A 16,201-nucleotide genomic window follows, 5' to 3' on the forward strand; every position below is an offset into this window, starting at 1 on the left:
CCCCCGGTCACGCAGGCATTGCGTGCGCGACGCCGCGCACGTTCATTGAAAGGAGATTCCATTGGTTACTCGTACGATCCGTAATGCCGGTTTCGCCGTGGCGCTGGGCGCCGTCGCGCTGACCGGGTGCTCGCAGTACATCAAGCGCGACGAATTCGACGCCACCATCGCCGACCTGCGCGCCACCGACCAGCGCCTGCAGTCGCAGCTCGACACGCTCTCGCAGAAGCACGACGCGCTGGTGACGCAGCTGGCCGGACGCACCCGCGTGGACACCGCCGCGCATTTCGGGACCAACGACGCCACCCTGAGCGATCAGGACAAGCCCCTGCTGGACGACTTCGCCCGCGTGATCCGCGAAAGCCATTCTCAGGCCGTGATCACGGTGGAAGGCTTCGCCGACCCGTCGGGTTCGGCGGCGCACAACCGTCGCCTGGGCCTGCAGCGCGCGCAGTCGGTGCGCGACTACCTGGTCGGCGCCGGCATCGGCGATGCCCGCGTGCGCGCGGTCAGCTATGGCGAGGACCGCAACCGCCAGGTGCAGGAAGGCGCCGTCGGCGAGGCCGGCCAGGCCAATCGCCGCGTCTCGCTGGTGGTCGATTACGCCGGCCCGCGCACCGACGCGCAGCAGCAGGCCACGGCATCGCTGTGAAAGATCGCACCGCACAACGGGCGTAGACTCAACGGGCCGCGCTTGCGCGGCCCGTTTTCGTTGACACCGATGCCCCGTGCGCCGCAGCCGCGTCGCGACGCGCCCGGCCTCCGACCAGGGAGCCGTGCCATGTCGTCCGAAACCCTATCCCCGCGCCTCCAGGAATTCCTGGCGTCCAACCACGTCAGCTACGACACGATGACGCACCCGCACGCCTTCACCGCGCGCGACACCGCGGCGTGCGCCCACATCGACAGCCACGAGATGATCAAGACGGTCATGGTGCGACTCGATGGCAAGCTCGCGATGGCGGTGCTGCCGTCCGACGAGTGGCTCGACCTCGCGCAGCTGCGCAAGGTCAGCGGCGCGCGCGAAGTCGCATTGGCGACCGAAGCCGACTTCAAGGACCGCTTCCCCGAATGCGAGGTCGGCGCGATGCCGCCGTTCGGAAATCTCTACGCGATGGACGTGTACGCCGCCGCAAGCCTCGCCGAGGACGACGACATCGCCTTCAACGCAGGCTCGCATCGCGAACTTATGCGCATGGGCTGGGACGACTTCGAACGTCTCGTGCATCCGCGCATCGTCGACCTCACGCGCCACTGATCGCATCACGCGGCCATGCACGGCGCAAGGTTTCCGCCGGACTCAGGTCCGGCGGCGGCGATGCGCGGTCAAGCTGACACGGACAGGGCCTGCATGAGGGGAAGGCATCGATGGATCGCAGCTTCGTGACGCGTTCGTGGCAGCGCGTTCCGCCCCGTGCGCAACAGTGGACCCGGCGCGTCGTATTCGCGCTTGTCGGTGTGTACGCGTTCTACCTGCTGGCCGGCAACATCTTCATCAACACGCCGCTGGGCGAGTGGACGGCGAACCGCAAGCCGGAGAAGTTCCAGATCCAGTGGGGCCGCGGCTACACGCTGTGGCCCGGCCGCGTGAGCGTGTCGGACGTGCGCATGAAAGGCCATGCCGGCCGAACGACATGGTCGGCCGATGCCGGACGCGCCAAGGGTCGTATCGCCATCGCGCCGCTGTTCCGCAAGACCGTGCGCGTGCCTGAAGTGGTCGCGTTCGACGTGACCGGCGCGGTCGATATCGGCGGCCCGCGCAAGCCGCCGTTGCCGGCGCGCCCGGGCGGCTGGGTGCTCCAGTTCGACCGCATCCACAGCGATTCGATACGTGGCGGGCGCCTGGGCGACCTCATCCTCGAAGGTGTCGGCCGCGCCGATGTCGGCTTCTTCAAGCAGCTGCGTGGCGGCGCGCTGGAACTGATGCCCTCGACCGCGCACTTCGAGAACGTGCAGCTCCGCTACGGCAAGCAGGCGATGCTGCGCGAGGGCCGCATCGATGCGGACTTCGCCATCGCCCGCCACACGCGCGACCAGGCGCGCGGCATCGCCAAGCTGCTGCTGACCGATGCGAAGCTGAAACTCGAGGGAAAGGCGCCGACGCTGGGCGTGAACGTCGACCCGCAAGGGCGCATCACGCTGTCCAATCTGGCCGGCGACGGCCATGCGCGGGTTGAGGTGGGTTTCGCGCGCGGATCGCTCACGCCCGGCAGCCGCCTGCGCTGGCATACGCCGGTGCGCGGCCGGGATGCGCATGGCGTGCAGTTCGCCGATGCGCTCGATGTCGCACTCGACGTGGATCGCGACATGCATCTGGTCGCGCGTGCGCCGGCGCAGGCGCAAGGGCGGCTTTCGCTCGATGCCGACGTGGTCGTGCGCGGCACGCAGGTGCCGCTGAAGGACCCGCGCAGCCTGTTGCCGCGTACTTCGGGGCACGTGGTGGGACGCTGGCATTTCGGTTCGCTGCGCTGGCTTGGCAACTTCTACGACGCGCCGTGGCTGTCGCTGGACGGCGCGGGCGTGGTCGATGCCGACGTGCGCGTGGTCGATGGGCGCATCGCCGGTGGCAGTCGCGTCGGCGTGCCGGACGTGCAGGCGGTCGCGCACGTGATGGGCAATCGCATCGCCGGACGTGCGCGTGCCGAGGGGCGGCTGGACACGGGCCCGAACGACGAACTGCTGCCGAAACTGGACCTGACGATGGAGCATTTCGACATCGCTGCCGACGATGCGCCGACGAAGCCGTTCGTGCAGGGGCAGGGCCTGCGCATGAAACTTGAAACGCTGTCGGGCGTCGAACGCCAGGCGCTGCGCCAGCCCGGCGCGATGAAGCACGTCGGGCAGGCGATGCGCGCGCGCCTCACCTTCGCCGATGCGCAGGTGCCGGACCTGCGGGCGTACAACCGCTACCTGCCCAACGAACACCTCCGCTTCGACGGCGGCGCCGGCACGCTGTCGGGCGACCTGACGCTCGATGGTGCGGGTGCGATCGGACAGGGCACGCTCGGCGTCGATGCGCGCGCGGCCCGCATGCACCTGGCGGGTATCGCGCTGCGTACCGACGTGGACATCGACACGAAGCTCCATCGCGCCGACCTGAAACGCCACACGTTCAACATCGACGGCACGCGCATGGCGCTGCAGAACGTCAGTTTCACCGAACCTGGCGGCGAATCGCGCAGCGGCTGGTGGACGCGCATCGACCTGCAACGCGCGCGCATGGACTGGGACCGTCCGGTGAGCATCGACGGTCGTGCGCGGATCGCGATGAGGGATGTCGGCTTCCTGCTTGCGCTGTTCTCGCGCAAGAAGGACTACCCGAAATGGATGTTCAAGCTCATCGACTCCGGCCAGGCGCAGGCCAACGCCAACGTGCGGCTGGCCGGGCAGACGCTGCTGCTCAACGATGTGCACGCGAGCAACCAGCGCTACGACGTGATGGCGCGGTTGCGCCTGCATGGCAAGCGGCGCGATGGCAGCCTGTACGCGAAGTGGGGTGTCCTCAGCTGCGCGGTGGCGGTGGACAACGGGCAACGCGACTTCCACCTGATCAAGGCGCGCGAGTGGTATGACGCGCAGCCGGCTCTGTCGCGTTGATGGCTTCGCGTTTGTAGCCCGGGTAAGGCCGAAGGCCGCACCCGGGTGGGCGGCCGGTATCCCCGACGCACCCGGGGTAGGCGGCCGGGATCGCCAACGCACCCCGGGGTGGGTGGCCGGGATCGCCAACGCACCCCGGGTGGGCGGCGGTGATCGGTAAGGCACCCCGGGTGCGCTTCGCTTACCCGGGCTACAAACGCCGGGGGTCGACGAGGAGCCGCTCTTGTAGCCCGGGTAAGGCCGAAGGCCGCACCCGGGGTGGGTGGCCGGTATCGCCAACGCACCCGGGGTGGGCGGCGTGATCGGTAAGGCACCCCGGGTGCGCTTCGCTTACCCGGGCTACAAACGCCGGGGATCGATGAGGAGCCGCTCTTGTAGCCCAGGCAAGGCCGAAGGCCGCACCCGGGGTGGGTGGCCGGTATCGCCAACGCACCCCAGGTGGGCAGCCGTGATCGGTAAGGCACCCCGGGTGCGCTTCGCTTACCCGGGCTACAAACGCCGGGGATCGATGAGGAGCCGCTCTTGTAGCCCGGGTAAGGCCGAAGGCCGCACCCGGGTGGGCGGCCGGGATCGCCAACGCACCCCGGGTGGGCGGCGGTGATCGGTAAGGCACCCCGAGTGCGCTTCGCTTACCCGGGCTACAAACGCCGGGGATCGATGAGGAGCCGCTCTTGTAGCCCGGGTAAGGCCGAAGGCCGCACCCGGGGTGGGCGGCCGGTATCGCCAACGCACCCCGGGTGGGCGGCGGTGATCGGCAAGGCACCCCGGGTGCGCTTCGCTTACCCGGGCTACAAACGCCGGGGATCGATGAGGAGCCGCTCTTGTAGCCCGGGTAAGGCCGAAGGCCGCACCCGGGGTGGGTGGCCGGGATCGCCAACGCACCCCGGGTGGGCGGCGGTGATCGGTAAGGCACCCGGGGTGCGCTTCGCTTACCCGGGCTACCAACGCGGGAGATCGAGGATGAGGAGCGTCCGCGACTACCGCACTGCCCTCGACCGCATACCCGACTGCCCTCGATCGACTCCCGGCGAGGTTCGCGCGGGCGCGGCGAAGGGTCGCGCGGGCACCCGGTCGCCCTCGGACGGGCCCCTCGCTCCCTCGCGCTGCGACTTTGTCGCAATCGCCGGGCACGACGCTGCCCGCGCGCGGACACAGGGCGAGGTCGTACGCCCTTCGCGAAGGGGCGCGCTGCGACAAAGTCGCAACGTGCGGGCACACGACGCCCGCGCACGGGCATCGACGTCCCCGTTCGAGTGCGCCGCGCACTCGTTCGAGGGCACGCGCATACCCTTCGGAGGCTGCGCGCATGCCGTGCACGGGTGGCGCGCAGAGGCGGCCACCACGACGCGAGACGACGTCACCGCGCTCAGAACGTCACCGTCACCGTGATCGTGTCGATGTAACTCCCCGGGGGCGGCGGCGGTTGCACCGGCAGCGTCGCGTAGACGGTGGCCGTCTGCGGCGTTCCGGTGCCGGTGTTGGAGACGGTTCCGGATCCGCCCGTCCCGTCGCCCCACACCTGCGTGCGACCGCTGTCGCGGTAGAGCCCGTAGGCGAGGGTGTCGCTGCCGCCCGAGCGCGTCATAAGCCGTGATGCCACCGTGGCGCCCGCCCCGCTGCCGGCACTCAGCGCGAGTGTGTAGGCGCTGCCCTTCGTGCAGGTCGCGGTGATAACGCCGGTGCTGGTCACGGCGCTCTGCAGGAAGCCCTGCTGGCCGAAGTCGATGTTGGTGCCGGAGACGGTGCAGTCGCTGGCGACCGTGGCCGTGGTGGAGACCTGGAAGCTCTGCCAGGACGTCTGCCCCGACGTGCTGCACACGGGCGGCGTAGTCGTATAGCCATAACCCAGCAGAATCGTGCTGGTGACGTGACGGTATAGCTGCCGGCGGGCGCATTGGTCTGGCCGGTGAACACGGTGCCGTAGAAGCTTTTCTGGGCCGTGCCGGCGCCGCCGCTCAGCGGAATGTCGACGTACAGCGGCGGGTTGCCGTGCCAGGCGCTCCCCCAGATGGTGGTTCGCGTCGCGTCCTGGTACAGCTCGTAGTGAAGGCGCGCCGAAGTCGGGCCCACCATTTCGCGCGGTGTCTGGTCGTCGCCCAGATTCGCGCACACGCGCACGTACGGCGTGGCGAAGCCGGTGCAGTTGAACGTGACGGTGGACTGCCCTTGGGCCGGCACGCTGGACAGCGGGTTGATCGTGCCGAAGTTCAGCGTCGCCGAGAGCGAGCAGGACTGCGCGATCGCGCCGCCATGCCAGAGCCCGGCCAGGAGCAGCATGAGGACGAACACGATCCTGTTCATGGCGACCGCTCGCACGCGAACGGACCCAGGGTCTTCATCGCATCCTCGCTGCGGAACTGGATGTCCACGTCGCAGGTGCCCCCATCGAGTTGCGCGCGCAGCCGCGTGACGGGCGCCATGTCGGGCAGGAACACCTGTCCGTCGTAGCCGACCGTCTGCACCTCGCCGGTGGCGACGACCGTGACCGCCGTGCCCACCGGCAACGGCCTGCCGGTCCCGTCGACGAGCACGACCGTCGCACCCGTGTAGCGTCCCATCGGGAACGACGCGAGCGCGCCCGACAGCGCACGCGGCGCGATGTCCAGCCGGTCGGCGTCCACACGCACCTCGGGCGGCAGGTCTTCGCTGCGGATCGCCAGCCGGTTGCCCTGCCACGACAGCAGGTCGGGGATCAGCAGGTGTCCCTCGTCGTTCGTCGTGCCGGCGATGCGGTTCTCGCGCAGCACCGGCACGTCCGGCAAGCCGTTGGTGTCCACCAGCGCGAACGCGTCGTAAACCGTGCGCGTGGCCATCAGGTCGCCGTCCATCCACACCAGCGCGCCGGTGGCGTACAGCGAGGCGTTGTCGTAGGTGAAGTCATCGCGCGTGGCGTGTTCGAGCGTCAGCGAGGCTTCGCCGTAGCGCCCCCGGTAGTCCAGTCGGCCCGATCCATGGCGGTAACCGTCGTTGCCGCCGTCCAGCGTTGCGTTCCAGGCGAAGCCACCGGCGTCGTAGTCCATCGAGCGGTTCGCGGCGATCGTCGCCGTGCGCGCCTCGCCGTAGCGGCTGAAGCTGGAGGACACGCTGATGCGACGCTCCAGCGACAGCGAGGCGCCGATGTAGAGGCCGGCGGAATCGGCGACGTCGACGTCGCGGAACGCGTTGGCGAACACGCTCAGCCGTTGCCCGAACGTGCCGCTGTAGCCCATCGACACGATGCGCGAGCCGCCGAGGTCGGAGGCTTCCTGGCGCGTGTAGGTGAAGGTGATCGAATGCCGTTGGCCGATCGGGATGCCGAGCGAGGCATGCGCCTGCCGCTGCGGCACCGTCACGCCTTTCACGCTGCCGAGGTCGCGGTAGCCGCCGTCGGCGCGCAGCGCCTGCAGGTCGACGTTGAATCGTGGCGACTGGTACTGATAGCCGAGGCCCCATTGCATGCCGTGCTGGCCATCGCCGCCGCTGCCGGTGGCCGATGCGTTGAGCACGCCCGCGCCGCCCAGTTCGAGCAATCCGCCGACGCCGAGGTTGGTGAGCCCTCGCGTGAGTTCGGTATGCGCTTCCAGCGTGAACCGGTCGTTGATTCCGTGGCGCAGCGATGCGTTGGCCGCCGGATCGCCGGCGTAGTCGAACGAACGGCTGCCGTAGTTGCGGCGCGGATAGCCCACTTCCACCGCGTAGTCGGTCAAGCCATCGCCGAGCAGGCGCGTGTCCAGATAGAGCGGCCGACTCAGCGTGACCTGCCGGCCCTGCGCGTCCTGGAACACGACGGTGGCCACGCCCGCGCCGGTGAGCGCCGGTGGCGATGCGATCACGAACGGACCGCCGGTTGCGTTGCCGGTGAACTGGCGCAGGCCGTTGACGTAGAGGTCCACCATCGTCGGCACGACCGCGTCGCCGCCCAGAACCGGCAACGGAAAGGTGATCAGGTCCGGGCGCACGTCGAAATTGCGCGACAGGCTCGCGCCGCCCATGTGGATCGCGCGCGACCACGTCAGCGACGAGGACACCAGGTCGCCCACCGTCCACGTGCGCAGCGCATCGGGGTTCGTGTAGGTCCAGTACGTGTCCTGGCGGACGTAGTCGTACTCGCCGTTCTCGATCGTCGCGTAGCCGGTGTTGACGAACACGCCGGCCGGCGAGAAGAAACGCAGCTCGGTGTTGAGCGCGAAGGTGCGGTTGTGGCGGTCGTACTTCGCTTCGAACTCCTCCTCGCCCAGTACCGGCAGCCGACCGTAACGCGCCGATCCCAGCAGCGGCGCGCGCAGGCGGCGCCCAACGCGCTTCTGCTCGAAATCCACGCGGGAGCTCTGCAGGCGCGCGGTGTAGTTGAGCAGCAACCCGGTGCCGGAGCGGCTGGGCGGCGGCGGAGGTGGCGCCTCGCCCAGGCGCTGCGGAACCAGCATCGACTCGGGCAGGGTGAAGTCGATGCGCTGCGCATCCTCGATGTACTCGAACGAAAGGTCCGGGATGGCGTCGAGCATCACCTGGCGATCGGCGTCGAGCGGCAATGCGTCCTCGCGCAGGCCGATCTGCGTCAGTTCGTCGGCGGGCATGCGGAAGCCCTCGCTCACGCGATCCACCTGCACGATCAGGCCGGTCGCGCGACCGTTCACCGTCGCCTCCAGGTAGTAGGACGCCGGTTCGTCATCGGCCGGCTGCGCCGTTGCGGGCGCGAGCGCAGCCACGCGCATCAGCGCGGCGACGGCGCAGATCGTCACGGTCGTCCGCATGCGCGCGCGCATCGGCTGCCTCTCCCGCACCTCGCCGCAGGGACGACGGAGCCGTGGCCGCGCGGCCTCCCTGCCGGGCGATTACAGATCGACCGCGATCGGCTGGCCGTTGAACATCGCGACCACGCGCGTTGGCCGTCCCTTGGCCGCCGCGTTCGCCGGAATGGGCACGCTCCAGCGCATGCTCCGCCCCGGCAGCACGTAGCCGAGCAATCCGCCAACGACCGGCGTGGAGGTACCGCCGGCGTGTTCGATCGCCACCTCGGTCGCCTGCATGTGCGCGTCGCTCTTGTTCTGCGCATCCAGCGTGAGCGTGTTGCCGGATATCTGCGCCGCGAAAGTGACCGCGCCGGGTGGCATCGTCGCCTTGGGCAGCACGAACACCGGCACCGAATAGCGCATCTGCACCGATACGCCGACGTCCGGCGCGCGCGTGGCGTCGGGGATCTCGTCCACGATCAGGCGATAGGTTTCCTCGGCCGTGACGGGCGACTTGTCCACGCGCACGATGCGGATCGACTGCGTCTGCTTCGGCGCCAGCGTGGCCATCGGCGGGCTGGCGACGACCTGCTGCGTCGGTGTCAGGCGGTCCTCGTTGTCCTTCTGGTCCCAGGCGAACACGCGCACCTGCGTCCTGATCGGCGCATCGCCTTCGTTGGTGATCGTCATCACCGCCGTCGCCTTGCCGGGGCCGAGCGTGATCGTGGTCGGCATGACGTGGATCGAGCCGGCCATCGCCGTGCCGCCGGCGAGCGCGAAAGCCAGTGCGAGCGCGGGAAGAACGCGGTTGAGCCTCATGTCGGATCTCCTTGCAACATGGTGGGGGACGCGTTTGCGCCGAAGGCGCTTCGCTCTGATCGGATGCTGCGGCGACGCGGCGACCTCAGTAGCTGACCGTGACCGTGACGGTGCTCGCGTACGAGCCCGGGGTGGGCGCGGACTGCTCAGGCACCCGCGCGAAGATCACGTGGGCGATGTTTCCCCCGTTGCCGGTGCCGCCGACGGTGTCCGTGCCGATGGTGTTGCCCCAGTTCTGCGTGCGCATGGTGTCGCGGAACAGCTGGTACTTCAGTGAACCGCCGCCGGCGCTGGCCATGCGCCGGTCGGTGATGGTCGAACCGGTGCCCGTGCCGGCGTCCAGCGCCACCGAGTACGCCGTGCCGGGCGTGCAGGCGACGATCAGCGTGCTGGTGGTGTCGGCGTTTGCGGTCATGACACCGAGCGTGCCGAAGTCGATGTTCGGCGCGCTGATGATGGTGCAGTCGCTGACCATCGTGGCCAGCACCTGGAAGGTCGCCGTCTTGGTGGCGGCGGATGAGGCGAGGGGCGCCATCGCGAGCGCCGCGATGGCGGCCAGCGATGGAAGACGGGAAGCGGGCAGGGTACGCATCGAAAACCTCCTGGCAGCGATGGCGCCGGATCGCGGATCCGGTTTCAGTACGTGACAAGGACGAGAAGGCGCCGCGGTGAAGGGGCGCGACGAACGTCGGACGTGGCCTGGAGGCCGATGGCGTACGGCGCGCCCGAGGTGCAGCGGATATCGATCGCGGCTGTCGTCGCGGCGAAGGCCGGCGCGTCGATGCGACAGGACGAAGCGACCGTTGCGGTCACCCGAAAGGCAGACACGTGCGTTGCTGCCGAGGCGGCACACGCGAACAGTGCGGCGACCGCGCAGGCGCCCACCCTTGCCGTGTCCGATATCGCCACGATGCGATCTCCCGGCTTGTCGTCCGGTGAGCGGCCGCGAGGCGAGGCGGGCATCGGCCGCAGGAGGCCCGCGCTACATGCTTGGCCCGCGTTCGTTCAGTGGGAGTGAAATCGCGCGCCGTATGTCGCCGGCCTTCGCAGGCACGATTCGCAGAAACAGAACGGGGCGCTCGCGCGCCCCGTCTCGTGTCGTTCGATCGCTGGAATCAGCCGCGCGGACCGCGACCGCCGCCCGGACGTCCACCGCCGCGCGGACCACCCGGACGCGGACCGCCTGCCGGGCGGTTGCCACCGGGACGGTTACCCCCCGGACGACCGCCGGCCGGCTTCGGGCCGCCCGGACGAACGCCCGGACGCGGCGCACGCGGCTTGTCGCCGTACGGATTGAAGCTGCCGGGGTTGGCATGGTCGGAGGGGAAGCTCGGCGCATTGCCCGGATGACCGTAGGGACGCGAGGCGCGCTGGCCCTGGCCCTGTCCGCCGCGCGGCCCCTGGCCGCTGCGCTGGCCACCGCCGCCGCTGCGTTCGCCGCCGAAACCGCCGCCGAAACCACCACCGCTGCGTTCACCGCCAAAGCCGCCACGCTCGCCGCCGAAACCACCACCGGCACGACCGCCACCGCCACCCGGACGCGGGCCTTTGCCGGCGTGCGGCTTGCGCGGACCGCGCGCGCCGTCGGGATTGCGATGACCGCTCGGGCCGGTGCTCACGCCGTCCGGCACGTACCACGTGCGGAACGCGGCGGGATTGCCTTCCGGCAGCGGCTTCGGACCTTTTTCCTTGCGCTGCTTGAACGGCTTGTTGCTGGCCTTCGCCGCGGCTTCGCCGCTGACGGTCAGGCCGCCGTGCTTGCGCGGACCGCCACGGCCACGACCGCCGCGATCCTCGCGCACGTGGTCGAAGCGGCGCAGCTCGCGGCCTTCATCGGCGGTGTTGTGGCCGCCGACGTAACCGTGCGAGCGGCTCTTGCCGGTGAGGTCGATGGTCGCCTTGGTCGCCTTGCGCTGGCCGATCACCGGCTGCAGCGTCAGCGCCGATGGCGTGCCGTCTTCCAGGCCGAGCTTGCCGCGCAGCGATTCGACCGCATCGGATGCGAGTTCGCGCGACTGGCCGCGCAGCAGTTCGCGCGGCAGCGACACCTCGCCGTAGCGGATGCGCTTGAGGCGGCTCACCTGGCAGCCCTGCGATTCCCACAGGCGGCGCACTTCGCGATTGCGGCCTTCCTTCACCACGACGCGGAACCAGTCGTGCGAGTCGGTGCCGCCGATCCGTTCGATCTCGTCGAACTTCGCCGGACCGTCCTCCAGCGCGACGCCGCGCGCGAGGCGGTCGACGATGTTGTCCGGCACCACGTCCTCGCCTTCCGGCGCACGCACGCGGCAGACGTATTCGCGCTCGACCTCGAAGGAGGGGTGCATCAGCGCGTTGGCCAGCTCGCCGTCGGTGGTGAGCAGCAGCAGGCCGGTGGTGTTGATGTCCAGGCGGCCGATCGCGATCCAGCGGGCGCCCTTCAGCGCGGGCAGGGCCTCGAACACGGTCGGACGGCCTTCGGGATCCTCGCGCGTGGTCACTTCGCCTTCGGGCTTGTTGTACATCAGCACGCGCGAGGGATCGGTCAGCGCGCTGGCGACGAACTGGCGTCCGTCGATCTCGATGCGGTCGCCGCTCTTCACGCTCACGCCGATCTGCGCGGTCTCGCCGTTGACCTTCACCAGGCCGTCGGCGATGCGCTGCTCCAGCGCCCGGCGCGAACCCAGGCCGGCCTGCGCGAGCACCTTGTGCAGGCGCTCCTCCAGGCGCGGGGCCTCGGTGGCGGCGGGATCGGCGGCGCGTTTGAGGGTGAGCTTGCGGCTCTTTTCTTCAGTCATGTTTGTGTTGCTCCGACTCGGCCGTCAGGGCCTCGTCATCTTCGGGAACGGTCGTCGTCTCGACGGCGTTGTCTTGCTCGTGATCGTTCGCGTCCGCCGCGCGCTCACCCGGCGCGGCTTCGGGGTCGCCCTGCGGGGCGTATTCGTCTTCGTCTTCGTTGACGTCGAGGTCGGCGACCTCGGCGTCGGCGATTTCGTAGTCGTTGTCGTTGTCGATATCGGACGCCGATTCGTCGTCCGTCGCATCGACGGTGTTCTGCTCTTCGTCGGCTTCGATGCCGGAGCCGGCGTCGGTTTCGTCGTCGGACGGCATCGCGCTGCCGGCTTCGGCTTCCTGCTGCGAAGCGGCGGATGCGTCGGCATCGGCATCGCCGGCGCCGGCGTCCGCTTCGTTCGCCGCCGCCAGATCGGCCGCGCCCTCGTCGCCTTCCGCGTTCGACGCTTCGCCTTCCGCCAGGCCGGCGGCGATCGGCGCCGTCTTGCCTTCGAACTCCAGCTGCGGCTCCAGCTCGCCGATGTCCTTCAGTTCCGACAGCGGCGGCAGTTCGTCCAGGCGCTTGAGGCCGAAGTAGTCCAGGAACGCCTTCGTCGTGCCGAACAGCGCCGGCTTGCCCGGCACGTCGCGATGGCCGACGACGCGGATCCACTCGCGTTCCTCCAGCGCCTTGATGATGTTGCTGCTCACCGCCACGCCGCGCACCTGCTCGATCTCGCCGCGCGTGATCGGCTGGCGGTAGGCGATCAGCGCCAGCGTTTCCAGCGTGGCGCGCGTGTAGCGCGTCTGCCGCTCGGTCCACAGGCGCGCGACCCACGGGTGCACGTCGGCCTTCACCTGGAAGCGGAAGCCCGACGACACCTCGACCAGCTCGACGCCGCGGTCCTCGCAGCCGGCGCGCAGGGTTTCCAGCGCCTGCTCGACGCTGTCCGGCGGCGCGGGCTGGTCCTCGGGGAACAGCGCGTGCAACTGCGCCAGCGTCAGCGGCTGGTTGGCCGCCAGCAGCGCGGCTTCGACGATGCGGGTGATCAGTTGTTGGTCCATGGATCGATCGGTTTCCAGCCTTGGGGCGTCATTCCCGCGAGCGCGGGAACCGGGTGCCTTTGGAACGGTTGAGACCCGAACGAGAATCGCCGGAGCGAACGTCGCCGGGTTCCCGACTGCGCGGTGATGACGACAGGGCGTCGTCAGCCATCGTTCGCCGCCGGCTCGTCGAACTCGCTGCTCAGTTCGATCTCTTCCCCGTCCTTGAGCAGCGCGAGCGACTTGACGTAGATCGGTGCGAACGGTGCTTCCTGCACGATCTCCACCAGTTGTTCCTTGGCCAGCGTGAGCATGCCCAGGAACGTCACCACGATGCCGAGCTTGCCTTCCTCGGCAGTGAACAACGTTTCGAAGCGGTAGAAACTGCCGTCCTTCAGGCGTTCGAGCAGTTCGCCCATGCGCTGGCGGACGCTGAGCGCATCGCGCTTGATCGCGTGCTGGGTGAACAGCTCGGCGCGCTTGAGCACGTCGTGCAGCGCAAGCAGCATTTCCTTCAGGTCCACCGGCGGAGGCAGGCGGACCGACGCGCGGTCGGGCACGAAGGCCTGCACCGGCGCGGTGTCGCGATCCTGGCGGGGCAGGGCGTCGATGTCCTCCGCCGCCTTCTTGAAGCGCTCGTACTCCTGCAGCCGGCGGACCAGTTCGGCGCGCGGATCCTCTTCCTCGCCTTCCTCGTTGACCGCGCGCGGCAGCAGCATGCGCGACTTGATCTCGGCCAGCATCGCGGCCATCACCAGGTAGTCGGCGGCCAGCTCGAAGCGCATCTCGTGCATGGCCTGGATGTACTCGACGTACTGGCGGGTGATGTCCGCCACCGGGATGTCGAGGATGTCCAGGTTCTGCCGGCGGATCAGGTACAGCAGCAGGTCGAGCGGACCTTCGAACGCCTCGAGGATGACCTCCAGCGCGTCCGGTGGGATGTACAGGTCCTGCGGGATCTGCAGCACGGGCTGGCCATGCACCACCGCCAGCGGCATTTCCTGCTGCTGTGGCGCGGTGGAGGCCGGGGCGGCCACGGGTTGCGGATCGCTCGCGTCGGCTGCGCGTTCTTCGGTCATTCGGAGCCGGCCCCTCCGGGCCGTCGGCACTGCTATCGCTCAGGCTGGCGGTCGCATGGACCACCGTGGATGCAACGGACTTGCTGGACGAACTGGGTCGCGACGTCCCCTGTCGGAACTTTCCTAAGCAGGAACCTTACCTTTCGGAACGTCAGGCCTGGCCCGGACGGCCAACGCGGCGCGTCACGCGGGGGCGTGGCGGGCGGTGGGTTCGGGCGCGAGGCCGTCGGGGGCAGCGGCGCATCGTGGATGCGTGCGAGGCGACGGTGTGGGGAGCCGGTCGCGTCGGGCCGCTGCAGCCGGCCTTGTGAAGGCAAGGGTACGGCCTCGTCCGGGTCATGTCCAGCCGCGCGGCGCGACTACAATTCAGCCTGGTTTCCCATTGGTATGGAAGGACGCGCGAACGCATGTGGTACGTGATCGAAGGTTACGACGGCCAGGACGTGCTGGCCCGACGCATGGCGGCGCGGCCCGAACACCTCGCGCGGCTGACCGCGCTGCGCGACGCCGGACGGCTGCTGCTCGCCGGACCGTGCCCGGCGGTCGACGCCGAGGACCCCGGTCCGGCCGGTTTCAGCGGCAGCGTCGTGATCGCGGAATTCGAATCGCTGGAGGCCGCCCGTGCCTGGGCCGACGCCGATCCCTACGTGGCCGCGGGCGTCTACCAGCGCGTGGAGGTCCGGCCGTTCCGCAAGGTGCTGCCGTGAGCCTGCCGCGCGAGGCGCGCCTCGCGGCGATCCGGGCCGCGATCGGGTCCGCCCTCGCGCCGGTGTCGCTGGAGATCGAGGACGAAAGCCACCGTCACGCGGGCCATGCCGGCGCCGCCGACGGGCGAGGGCACTTCCGCGTCGACGTGGTGAGCGAGGCGTTCGCCGGGCTCGGGCCGATCGCGCGGCATCGGGCGATCTACGCGGCGCTGGGCGAGCTCATGGCGACCGACATCCATGCGCTCTCGATCCGGGCGCGCACGCCGTCGGAAGTCGCCGGAGAGTGATCGAATCGTGCCGCGCTGCAACATCCGCGCGGCGATTTGGCGGCGAGAACGCCGAAGAAGCCGGCGTTTGCGGCGTTCGGATAACGTTGCCTTTACACTCGAATTTGAAAACGTTTACAGTCCGCGCGCATTGTCCGCGGAGGCCCGGTTAGCGTGGCGAGCGTAACCATCAAAGACGTCGCGCGCGTTGCGCAGGTATCGGTCGCCACCGTATCGCGCGCGCTCAACGGCCACGGCAACGTCGCCGAAGACGTGCGCAACCGCGTCTTCGCCGCCGCGCAGGAACTGCGCTACACCCCGCACGCCGCCGCGCGCAGCCTCAGCAGTCGCCGCACCCAGACGCTCGGCGTGGTGCTGCCGGACCTGCATGGCGAATTCTTCTCCGAACTGATGCGCGGCATCGACCAGGTCGCCCGCGCGCAGCGGCTGCACCTGCTGGTGTCCAGCTATCACGGCAATCCGCAGGAGCAGGGCGCGGCCCTTCGCGCGATGCGCGGGCGCGTGGACGGCCTGCTGGTGCTGTCGCCGTTCGCCGAAATGCCGCCGCTGCTCGGCGAGCACCTGGATTCGTCGCTGCCGACGGTGCTGATCAACAGCCAGTCCGGGCTCGATGGCACCGCCGTGCTGCGGGTGGACAACCATGGCGGCGCGGTCGCGATGGTCGAGCACCTCGTTGCGTGCGGGCATCGCAAGATCGCCTTCATCGCCGGCCCGGCCGACAACTTCGATGCGCACGAGCGCCTGCGCGGCTACCGCGATGCGCTCGCCCGGCTGCTGCCCGGCGCGCCCGACTGGGTGGTGCAGGGCGACTTCGACGAAGCATCCGGCCATCGCGCCGGGCACGAGCTGCTCGCCGCGCCGCAGCGCCCGGACGCGGTGTTCGCCGCCAACGACATGATGGCGCTGGGCTGCCTGTTCGCCTTCGCCCAGGCCGGCGTGCGCGTGCCGGGCGACATCGCCCTGGCCGGCTTCGACGACATTCCGCTGGCGCGCTACGTCCACCCCGCGCTCACGACCATCCGCGTCAACATCGCCGAACTCGGCGCACGCGCGGCGCGATTGCTCATCGCGCAGATCACGCCGGACGCGGGTGGCGAATCGCCCACCACGCCCTCCGACGGCGTGCTGGCGACCGAGCTGATCGTGCGCGAATCCAGCGGTTCGCCCCCGTCCACCCCGCGTTCCCCGTGATGCACGCGTCTGCCGGG

At 69.7% G+C, this 16,201-nt stretch carries 14 protein-coding genes and 1 pseudogene; 7 read left to right on the forward strand and 8 right to left on the reverse strand.

The window, feature by feature from the left end; translation table 11 throughout:
- The first annotated feature begins 61 nt into the window (after positions 1-61).
- The 3 genes from AC3ANK_RS07290 to AC3ANK_RS07300 all read left to right on the forward strand — a co-directional run bounded on the left by AC3ANK_RS07290 (position 62) and on the right by AC3ANK_RS07300 (position 3,597).
- On the forward strand, positions 62-652 hold the full coding sequence (locus tag AC3ANK_RS07290) for an OmpA family protein (protein WP_206859077.1): 591 nt from the start codon (positions 62-64) through the stop codon (positions 650-652).
- Between the two features lie 129 nt (positions 653-781).
- On the forward strand, positions 782-1,258 hold the full coding sequence (locus AC3ANK_RS07295; RefSeq protein WP_206859075.1) for an aminoacyl-tRNA deacylase: 477 nt from the start codon (positions 782-784) through the stop codon (positions 1,256-1,258).
- Between the two features lie 110 nt (positions 1,259-1,368).
- On the forward strand, positions 1,369-3,597 hold the full coding sequence (locus AC3ANK_RS07300) for an AsmA family protein (protein ID WP_484172574.1): 2,229 nt from the start codon (positions 1,369-1,371) through the stop codon (positions 3,595-3,597).
- Positions 3,598-4,963: 1,366 nt separating this feature from the next.
- Here AC3ANK_RS07300 and AC3ANK_RS07305 read toward each other — a convergent pair.
- From AC3ANK_RS07305 to AC3ANK_RS07325, 5 genes and pseudogenes are all read right to left on the reverse strand, one after another.
- Entirely contained in the window at positions 4,964-5,416 is a 453-nt protein-coding gene (locus AC3ANK_RS07305) for a Csu type fimbrial protein (RefSeq protein WP_484172575.1), read from the reverse strand.
- A gap of 113 nt (positions 5,417-5,529) precedes the next feature.
- Positions 5,530-5,898, reverse strand: a pseudogene (locus AC3ANK_RS07310) (spore coat protein U domain-containing protein); the annotation flags it as partial.
- Complete coding sequence (locus AC3ANK_RS07315; RefSeq protein WP_484172576.1) at positions 5,895-8,339, reverse strand: fimbria/pilus outer membrane usher protein; 2,445 nt, start codon at positions 8,337-8,339, stop codon at positions 5,895-5,897. The pseudogene AC3ANK_RS07310 and the gene AC3ANK_RS07315, both read right to left, overlap by 4 nt.
- 69 nt (positions 8,340-8,408) lie before the next feature.
- On the reverse strand, positions 8,409-9,125 hold the full coding sequence (locus AC3ANK_RS07320; protein ID WP_484172577.1) for a fimbrial biogenesis chaperone: 717 nt from the start codon (positions 9,123-9,125) through the stop codon (positions 8,409-8,411).
- A gap of 85 nt (positions 9,126-9,210) precedes the next feature.
- Positions 9,211-9,717: a Csu type fimbrial protein gene (locus AC3ANK_RS07325; protein WP_484172578.1), complete on the reverse strand. Its 507-nt coding sequence runs from the start codon at positions 9,715-9,717 to the stop codon at positions 9,211-9,213.
- A 117-nt stretch (positions 9,718-9,834) separates the two neighbouring features.
- On the opposite strand from AC3ANK_RS07325, the gene AC3ANK_RS07330 reads away from it, so the two are divergent.
- The gene (locus tag AC3ANK_RS07330; RefSeq protein ID WP_484172579.1) at positions 9,835-10,143 is read left to right on the forward strand and encodes a hypothetical protein; all 309 of its coding nucleotides are present in this window, start codon (positions 9,835-9,837) and stop codon (positions 10,141-10,143) included.
- Positions 10,144-10,240: 97 nt separating this feature from the next.
- On the opposite strand, the gene AC3ANK_RS07335 is transcribed toward AC3ANK_RS07330, so the two are convergent.
- From AC3ANK_RS07335 to AC3ANK_RS07345, 3 genes are all read right to left on the reverse strand, one after another.
- Entirely contained in the window at positions 10,241-11,902 is a 1,662-nt protein-coding gene (locus AC3ANK_RS07335; protein WP_484172580.1) for a pseudouridine synthase, read from the reverse strand.
- Positions 11,895-12,941 (reverse strand): SMC-Scp complex subunit ScpB, encoded by a 1,047-nt coding sequence (scpB, locus tag AC3ANK_RS07340; protein WP_484172581.1) that lies wholly within the window; start codon positions 12,939-12,941, stop codon positions 11,895-11,897. Before scpB ends, AC3ANK_RS07335 begins: the two co-directional genes overlap by 8 nt.
- Before the next feature lie 143 nt (positions 12,942-13,084).
- Positions 13,085-13,999, reverse strand: a complete 915-nt coding sequence (locus AC3ANK_RS07345; protein ID WP_206859056.1) for a segregation and condensation protein A — start codon at positions 13,997-13,999, stop codon at positions 13,085-13,087.
- A gap of 407 nt (positions 14,000-14,406) precedes the next feature.
- On the opposite strand from AC3ANK_RS07345, the gene AC3ANK_RS07350 reads away from it, so the two are divergent.
- The 3 genes from AC3ANK_RS07350 (at position 14,407) to AC3ANK_RS07360 (ending at position 16,184) form a co-directional block, all read left to right on the forward strand.
- Positions 14,407-14,706, forward strand: a complete 300-nt coding sequence (locus AC3ANK_RS07350; RefSeq protein WP_484172582.1) for a YciI family protein — start codon at positions 14,407-14,409, stop codon at positions 14,704-14,706.
- Positions 14,707-14,708: 2 nt separating this feature from the next.
- A complete protein-coding gene (locus AC3ANK_RS07355; RefSeq protein ID WP_242524957.1) occupies positions 14,709-14,993 on the forward strand; it encodes a BolA family protein in 285 nt (94 codons plus the stop codon).
- 153 nt (positions 14,994-15,146) lie between these two features.
- Positions 15,147-16,184: a LacI family DNA-binding transcriptional regulator gene (locus tag AC3ANK_RS07360; RefSeq protein WP_484172583.1), complete on the forward strand. Its 1,038-nt coding sequence runs from the start codon at positions 15,147-15,149 to the stop codon at positions 16,182-16,184.
- Positions 16,185-16,201 lie beyond the last annotated feature (17 nt).

This window comes from Lysobacter sp. SCRH-1R, from assembly GCF_057747855.1.

What these genes read in the sequence shown, in the direction of transcription:
- AC3ANK_RS07295 (WP_206859075.1), top strand. Translation starts at nt 782, where the DNA reads ATGTCGTCCGAAACCCTATCCCCGCGCCTCCAGGAATTCCTGGCGTCC.
- AC3ANK_RS07300 (WP_484172574.1), top strand. Translation starts at nt 1,369, where the DNA reads ATGGATCGCAGCTTCGTGACGCGTTCGTGGCAGCGCGTTCCGCCCCGT.
- AC3ANK_RS07315 (WP_484172576.1), bottom strand. Translation starts at nt 8,339, where the DNA reads ATGCGCGCGCGCATGCGGACGACCGTGACGATCTGCGCCGTCGCCGCG.
- AC3ANK_RS07320 (WP_484172577.1), bottom strand. Translation starts at nt 9,125, where the DNA reads ATGAGGCTCAACCGCGTTCTTCCCGCGCTCGCACTGGCTTTCGCGCTC.
- AC3ANK_RS07325 (WP_484172578.1), bottom strand. Translation starts at nt 9,717, where the DNA reads ATGCGTACCCTGCCCGCTTCCCGTCTTCCATCGCTGGCCGCCATCGCG.
- AC3ANK_RS07330 (WP_484172579.1), top strand. Translation starts at nt 9,835, where the DNA reads ATGGCGTACGGCGCGCCCGAGGTGCAGCGGATATCGATCGCGGCTGTC.
- AC3ANK_RS07335 (WP_484172580.1), bottom strand. Translation starts at nt 11,902, where the DNA reads ATGACTGAAGAAAAGAGCCGCAAGCTCACCCTCAAACGCGCCGCCGAT.
- scpB (WP_484172581.1), bottom strand. Translation starts at nt 12,941, where the DNA reads ATGGACCAACAACTGATCACCCGCATCGTCGAAGCCGCGCTGCTGGCG.
- AC3ANK_RS07345 (WP_206859056.1), bottom strand. Translation starts at nt 13,999, where the DNA reads ATGACCGAAGAACGCGCAGCCGACGCGAGCGATCCGCAACCCGTGGCC.
- AC3ANK_RS07350 (WP_484172582.1), top strand. Translation starts at nt 14,407, where the DNA reads ATGTGGTACGTGATCGAAGGTTACGACGGCCAGGACGTGCTGGCCCGA.